A 5,285-nucleotide genomic window follows, 5' to 3' on the forward strand; every position below is an offset into this window, starting at 1 on the left:
TGGGGGGTGTGCGGCTCGGCGCGGGGGCCGGCGCGGCCCCGCCGGCCGGCGGGCCCCCGGCCGCCCCCCCCGGCCCCCCCCCCACGGCCGGGCGACCGGGGCACTGATCGCGGTCGCCGACGGCCCGCCGGCTCCGGGGCTGGTGCAGGCGACCCTGGAGACGGCCCACTGGGCCGGCAACCAGCTCGCCCTGGCCGAGCTGGACTCCTCCCGGGAACGCCTGGCCCGCGCCGAGGTACGCGCGCTGCGGGCCCAGATCAGCCCGCACTTCATCTACAACGCGCTGACGGCGATCGGCTCGTTCGTCCGGACCGACCCGGACCGGGCGCGGGAGCTGATCCTGGAGTTCGCCGAGTTCACCCGCTACTCGTTCCGGGCGCACGGCGAGTTCACCACGTTGGCCGAGGAGCTGCGTTCGATCGACCGGTACCTGACGATCGAGCGGGCCCGCTTCGGCGACCGGCTCCAGGTGCGGTTGCAGATCGCCCCGGAGGTGCTGCCGGTGACCCTGCCGTTCCTCTGCCTGCAACCGCTCGTGGAGAACGCGGTCCGGCACGGGTTGTCCCGGAAGCCGGGCACGGGCATGGTGAGCATCGAGGCCCGGGACGCGGGCACCGAGTGCCACATCACGGTGGAGGACGACGGGGTGGGGATGGATCCGACCGCGCTGACCGCTGGCATCGCCGAGCTGGCGGGTGCCACCGGCGACCCGGGCGACGACCCGGGCGGGCACGTCGGGCTCTCCAACGTCGACGAGCGGCTCCGGTCGGTGTTCGGCGACGGCTTCGGCCTGGTCGTCGAGACCGGCCTCGGCGCCGGCACGAAGGTGAGCATGCGGGTGCCGAAGTTCCACCCGGGCGTGCGGGCGGGTTCATGAGCGAGCGGAGCGGGCTCATGAGCACCGGGTTCCTGCGGGTGCTGGCGGTGGACGACGAGCTGCCGGCGCTGGACGAGCTGGCGTACCACCTGCGGGCCGACCCGCGGGTGGCCCGGCTGCACACGGCGGGCGACGCCACCGAGGCGCTGCGGGTGCTCCGCGACGACGACGTGGACGTGGTCTTCCTCGACATCCGGATGCCCGGCCTGGACGGCATGGAGCTGGCCCGGGTGCTGCGCCGCTTCGCCCGACCCCCGGCGATCGTGTTCGTCACCGCCTACGACGACGGCGCCGTGGACGCGTTCGACCTGGGTGCCACCGACTACGTGCGCAAGCCGGTGCGGGCCGATCGTCTGGCCGAGTCGCTGCGCCGGGTGATCGGCTCGCGGGTGGTGCCGGCGCACCCGGCGGCGCTGGCCCGGGCGGAGGAGGACCCGACCATCCCGGTGGAGCTGGCCGGCACCACGCGGATGCTGCCCCGTTCGGCGGTGCGGTGGGTGGAGGCACAGGGCGACTACGCGCGGCTGCACACGGCCGACGGCTCGCACCTGGTGCGGGTGTCGCTGGCGACCCTGGCCGAGCGCTGGGCGGACGCCGGGTTCGTCCGGATCCACCGGTCGTACCTGGTGCAGTTGAAGCTCATCGCCGAGCTGCGGCTGGTCAACTCCGGCTACGTGGTGGTGGTCGACGCGACCGAGCTGCCGGTGAGCCGGCGGCACACCCGGGAGTTGAAGGACAAGCTGGTCCGGGCGGCCAAGCAGGACTGGAGCCGCTGACCGCGGTACCAGCCCCCGCGCCGCAGGGTTGCGACGGCTGGGCTATCGCACCGCGCCGACGACCACCGCGGCCACGGCGGCAGCGAGCATCGCCGGGCCGTACGGCACGAGCGTTCGCCGGCCCGCCCGCCGGACGATGAGCAGGCCGACGACCAGCGGCAGGTTGACCAGCGGGGCGAGCAGGACGCCGGTCACCACGACCGGCCAGCCGAGCCAACCGAGGTAGAGCCCGAGCACCGCGCCGAGCTTCACGTCGCCGAAGCCGAGCTGCGAGCGGGGCAGGAGAGCCAGGGTCAGATAGCTGGCGCCGCAGGCCAGGCCCGCCGCGCCGGCACGTGCCAGGGACGTGACGGACTGCGCGGCGGCCGTCGCGACCACCAGCAGCACCACCCCGCCGAGGAACGCCGCACCCACCAGCGGGTCGGGCAGCCGCAGCACCCGCAGGTCGACCAGGGCGAGCGGGACGGCGAGCCCGGCGAGCAGCAGGAACGCCGGAAGCACCGGGTCCGGGCCGATCGCGTACGCCACCAGTCCGCAGGCGGCGGCCGACAGCGGCACCGTCAGCAGGCGACCGGGCCACGGGTGGTCACCGCAGCCGGCGCAGTCCGGCGTGGCCCGCCACCAGGCCGCACGGTCCGCATGGCAGTGCGGGCACGCGGTCCGCCAGGGTGGCTGCGGTGTGCCGTCGGGCCACTCGACGGCGTACCGGTCGACCAGCCCGGGGACCAGGAATCCCCATCCGGCCCCGGCGAGGGCGGCGACGACCACGAGGGGGAGAAGCACGGGCCGGATGGTAGCCGCGGCCCGCTTGCCCGGAGGGCCGCGCGGAGAAAGCCCGGCGATCCGGGAATAGACCCGTCGAACCGTACGCTGTACGGTAGACCGTACGAGAGCTGGAGGCCGCCGTGACCGCACCCTTCGACCCCGCCGCCGAGTTCGACAGCCAGGTCGACACCCTGGTGAAACTGGGCTACCCGGCCCTCGCCGGCCGTTCCGAGGACGACTTCCGCGACCTGGTGGCCCCGCTGCGCGCGGCGGCCGTCACCGGGGCGGCCGACCTGCCCGCGCCGACCGAGGGTCGCGTGCCGTTCCTGCTGGTGATCACGCGTGAGCTGGTGTCCGTGGAGGAACGGGTGGCACTGACCACCCTCGCGGGCAAGCGGAAGACCGGGATCGTCGACCGACACTACGCCGAGGGCGACCTCGCCCGGTTCGACCCGATCAAGGAACTGGACGTGCCGGCCGGCCCGGCGTACCTGCTCTTCGACGTCGATCGGGGTGCGGACCTGTGCAACCTCGCCCCGTCGGCGGCGATGGAGATCATCACCGGCCGGGACCGGTTGCCGATCAGCATCGACGAGGGCCTCGCCCTCGTCACCCTCTATCCGGCCGCCCTCGCCACCAACCGGTGCTTCTCGCTGGTCGGCTCCCGTTGTGGGGACAAGCGGGTGCCGGCGCTGTGGATCAGCCAGGGCGCCCCCAAGTTGGGCTGGTGCTGGTGGGGCAACCCGCACACCTGGCTCGGCTCCGCCTCCGCCCGGCCGGAGCGGATCGGTCCGGAGTGAGTTATCCACAGGCCTGAGCAGTTCTCCACAGGTTGTTCACAACGCGCCCCACCGATCTCCACGCCCGGTCCCTACAGTCAGGCCGCATGAGGGAACGTCGCGTACTGGTCGTCGAGGACGAGCGGACCATCGCCGAGTCGGTGGCCGCCCGGCTGCGCGCCGAGGGCTTCACCGTCGACGTGGCCGGGGACGGCCCGAGCGCCGTGGAACGGTTCCGCAGCGGGCAGCCGGACCTGGTCGTGCTGGACGTGATGCTGCCCGGCTTCGACGGGCTGGAGGTCTGCCGACGGATCCAGGCCGAGCGGCCGGTGCCGGTGCTCATGCTGACCGCCCGGGACGACGAGACCGACCTGCTCGTCGGCCTGGCGGTCGGCGCCGACGACTACCTGACCAAGCCGTTCTCCATGCGGGAGTTGGCGGCACGGGTGCACGTCCTGCTCCGCCGGGTCGACAGGGCCGCCGTGGCCGCCACAGCCACGCTGCGGCTCGGTGACATCGAGATCAACCAGGCTGAACGGCGGGTCCGACAGGGCGGCGCGGACGTGCACCTGACGCCCACCGAGTTCGACCTGCTGGTGCACCTCGCCGGCCGGCCGCGCACGGTGCTGCCCCGGGAGCGCCTGCTCGCCGACGTGTGGGGCTGGGCCGAGGGGTCCGGCACCCGTACGGTCGACAGCCACGTCAAGGCGCTGCGCCGCAAGCTCGGCGCGGATCTCATCCGCACGGTGCACGGTGTCGGGTACGCGCTGGAGGTGCCGGCGTGACCACCACCCTGCTCACCCGCGTCGACCGGGTCCTGGAACTGCTGCCCCGGCCGCTGGACCCGGTCCGGTCCATCAAGGTGAAGCTGGGCGTCCTGCTGGTCGCCTCGGGCAGCGCCGGCCTGGCCTACTTCTGGTACGCCATCGGGTGGTTCCCCCCGAGGACCGCCGGTACGGCGATCTTCCTGGCGCTGCTGACCTCCCAGGTCCTGGCGCACGGGATGACGTCACCGCTGCGCGAGATGACCGCGGCGGCCGGCGCGATGGCACGGGGCGACTACACCCGCCGGGTCCGCGCCACCTCCCGGGACGAGGTCGGTGAACTGGCCCAGGCGTTCAACAAGATGGCCGCCGACCTGCACGCCGCCGACCTGCGCCGGCGGGAACTGATCGCGAACGTCTCGCACGAGTTGCGCACGCCCATCACCGCCCTGCAGGGCGTGCTGGAGAACATGGTCGACGGGGTGGCGGATCCGGAGCCGGCGACGCTGCGCGCGGCACTCGCCCAGACCGAGCGGCTCGGTCACCTGGTCGCCGACCTGCTCGACCTGTCCCGCCTGGACGCCGGGGTGGTACCGCTGCGCCGCGTCCACATCGACGTACCGGACTTCCTCGACGAGGTCGTGGAGCAGGCCACGGTGACGGCGGCGGGGGCCGGGCTGGACGTCCGTTTCCACCTCGACGAGCTGCCCGCCGGGCTCGACGTGCACGCCGACCCCGGGCGGCTGCACCAGGTCTTCGCGAACCTGCTCGACAACGCCGCCCGGCACAGCCCGGCCGGCGGCACCGTCCGCGTCTCCGCCGAACAGCACGCCGGCCAGCTCCGCTTCGAGGTCACCGACGAGGGCGAGGGCATCCCTCCGGCCGAACGGTTCCGGGTCTTCGAGCGGTTCACCCGGGGTGACCGGGCGGCCGGCGGCGGTACCGGTCTCGGCCTGGCCATCGCCCGCTGGGTCGTCGAACTGCACGGCGGCCGCATCGAGGTGCTCGACCCGTCCACCCCCGCCCCTGGCTGCCGCATCCGGGTGTCGCTGCCCCGGACCCCACCGATCGGAGACGTGACCGCATGACCGCCCCCACCCCGGCTGAGCAGCCGGACCCGTCCGGCCACGAGACACCGGCCACGCCGGCACCGGCTCCGCGCGCCGCCACGCCCACACCCACCGCCACGCAGCCCGCCACCGCGAGCCCGAGCCCCGCGGCCCAGGCCGCCGTCACCGTGGGCCCGGCCGCGCCCGTCGCCGTCGTCGCGCCGCCGCCACCCTCGCCCGGGTACGCGGGCACGGGGGGCCCGGGTCGACCGGTG

At 74.3% G+C, this 5,285-nt stretch carries 5 protein-coding genes and 2 pseudogenes; 6 read left to right on the top strand and 1 reads right to left on the bottom strand.

Annotation, left to right across the window (positions count from 1 at the left end):
- Positions 1-97: 97 nt before the first annotated feature.
- Together AB0I76_RS21790 and AB0I76_RS21795 are read left to right on the top strand one after the other, a co-directional pair.
- Positions 98-877: pseudogene (locus AB0I76_RS21790) on the top strand (histidine kinase); the annotation flags it as partial.
- 17 nt (positions 878-894) lie between these two features.
- Entirely contained in the window at positions 895-1,653 is a 759-nt protein-coding gene (locus tag AB0I76_RS21795; protein WP_357038359.1) for a LytTR family DNA-binding domain-containing protein, read from the top strand.
- Between the two features lie 42 nt (positions 1,654-1,695).
- Here the strand turns inward: AB0I76_RS21795 and AB0I76_RS21800 are convergent, their stop codons facing one another.
- Complete coding sequence (locus AB0I76_RS21800) at positions 1,696-2,436, bottom strand: A24 family peptidase (RefSeq protein WP_357038362.1); 741 nt, start codon at positions 2,434-2,436, stop codon at positions 1,696-1,698.
- A gap of 122 nt (positions 2,437-2,558) precedes the next feature.
- On the opposite strand from AB0I76_RS21800, the gene AB0I76_RS21805 reads away from it, so the two are divergent.
- The 4 genes and pseudogenes from AB0I76_RS21805 to AB0I76_RS21820 form a co-directional block, all read left to right on the top strand.
- Positions 2,559-3,218 (top strand): DUF5701 family protein, encoded by a 660-nt coding sequence (locus AB0I76_RS21805; RefSeq protein ID WP_357038365.1) that lies wholly within the window; start codon positions 2,559-2,561, stop codon positions 3,216-3,218.
- An 86-nt stretch (positions 3,219-3,304) separates the two neighbouring features.
- The gene (locus AB0I76_RS21810; RefSeq protein ID WP_357038368.1) at positions 3,305-3,982 is read left to right on the top strand and encodes a response regulator transcription factor; all 678 of its coding nucleotides are present in this window, start codon (positions 3,305-3,307) and stop codon (positions 3,980-3,982) included.
- The gene (locus AB0I76_RS21815) at positions 3,979-5,049 is read left to right on the top strand and encodes a HAMP domain-containing sensor histidine kinase (protein WP_357038371.1); all 1,071 of its coding nucleotides are present in this window, start codon (positions 3,979-3,981) and stop codon (positions 5,047-5,049) included. Before AB0I76_RS21810 ends, AB0I76_RS21815 begins: the two co-directional genes overlap by 4 nt.
- Positions 5,046-5,285 (top strand): annotated as a pseudogene (locus AB0I76_RS21820) (branched-chain amino acid ABC transporter permease); the annotation flags it as partial. The gene AB0I76_RS21815 and the pseudogene AB0I76_RS21820, both read left to right, overlap by 4 nt.

The organism is Micromonospora sp. NPDC049799 (assembly GCF_040656655.1).
Taxonomy (GTDB): domain Bacteria; phylum Actinomycetota; class Actinomycetes; order Mycobacteriales; family Micromonosporaceae; genus Micromonospora.

What these genes read in the sequence shown, in the direction of transcription:
- AB0I76_RS21795 (WP_357038359.1), top strand. Translation starts at nt 895, where the DNA reads ATGAGCACCGGGTTCCTGCGGGTGCTGGCGGTGGACGACGAGCTGCCG.
- AB0I76_RS21810 (WP_357038368.1), top strand. Translation starts at nt 3,305, where the DNA reads ATGAGGGAACGTCGCGTACTGGTCGTCGAGGACGAGCGGACCATCGCC.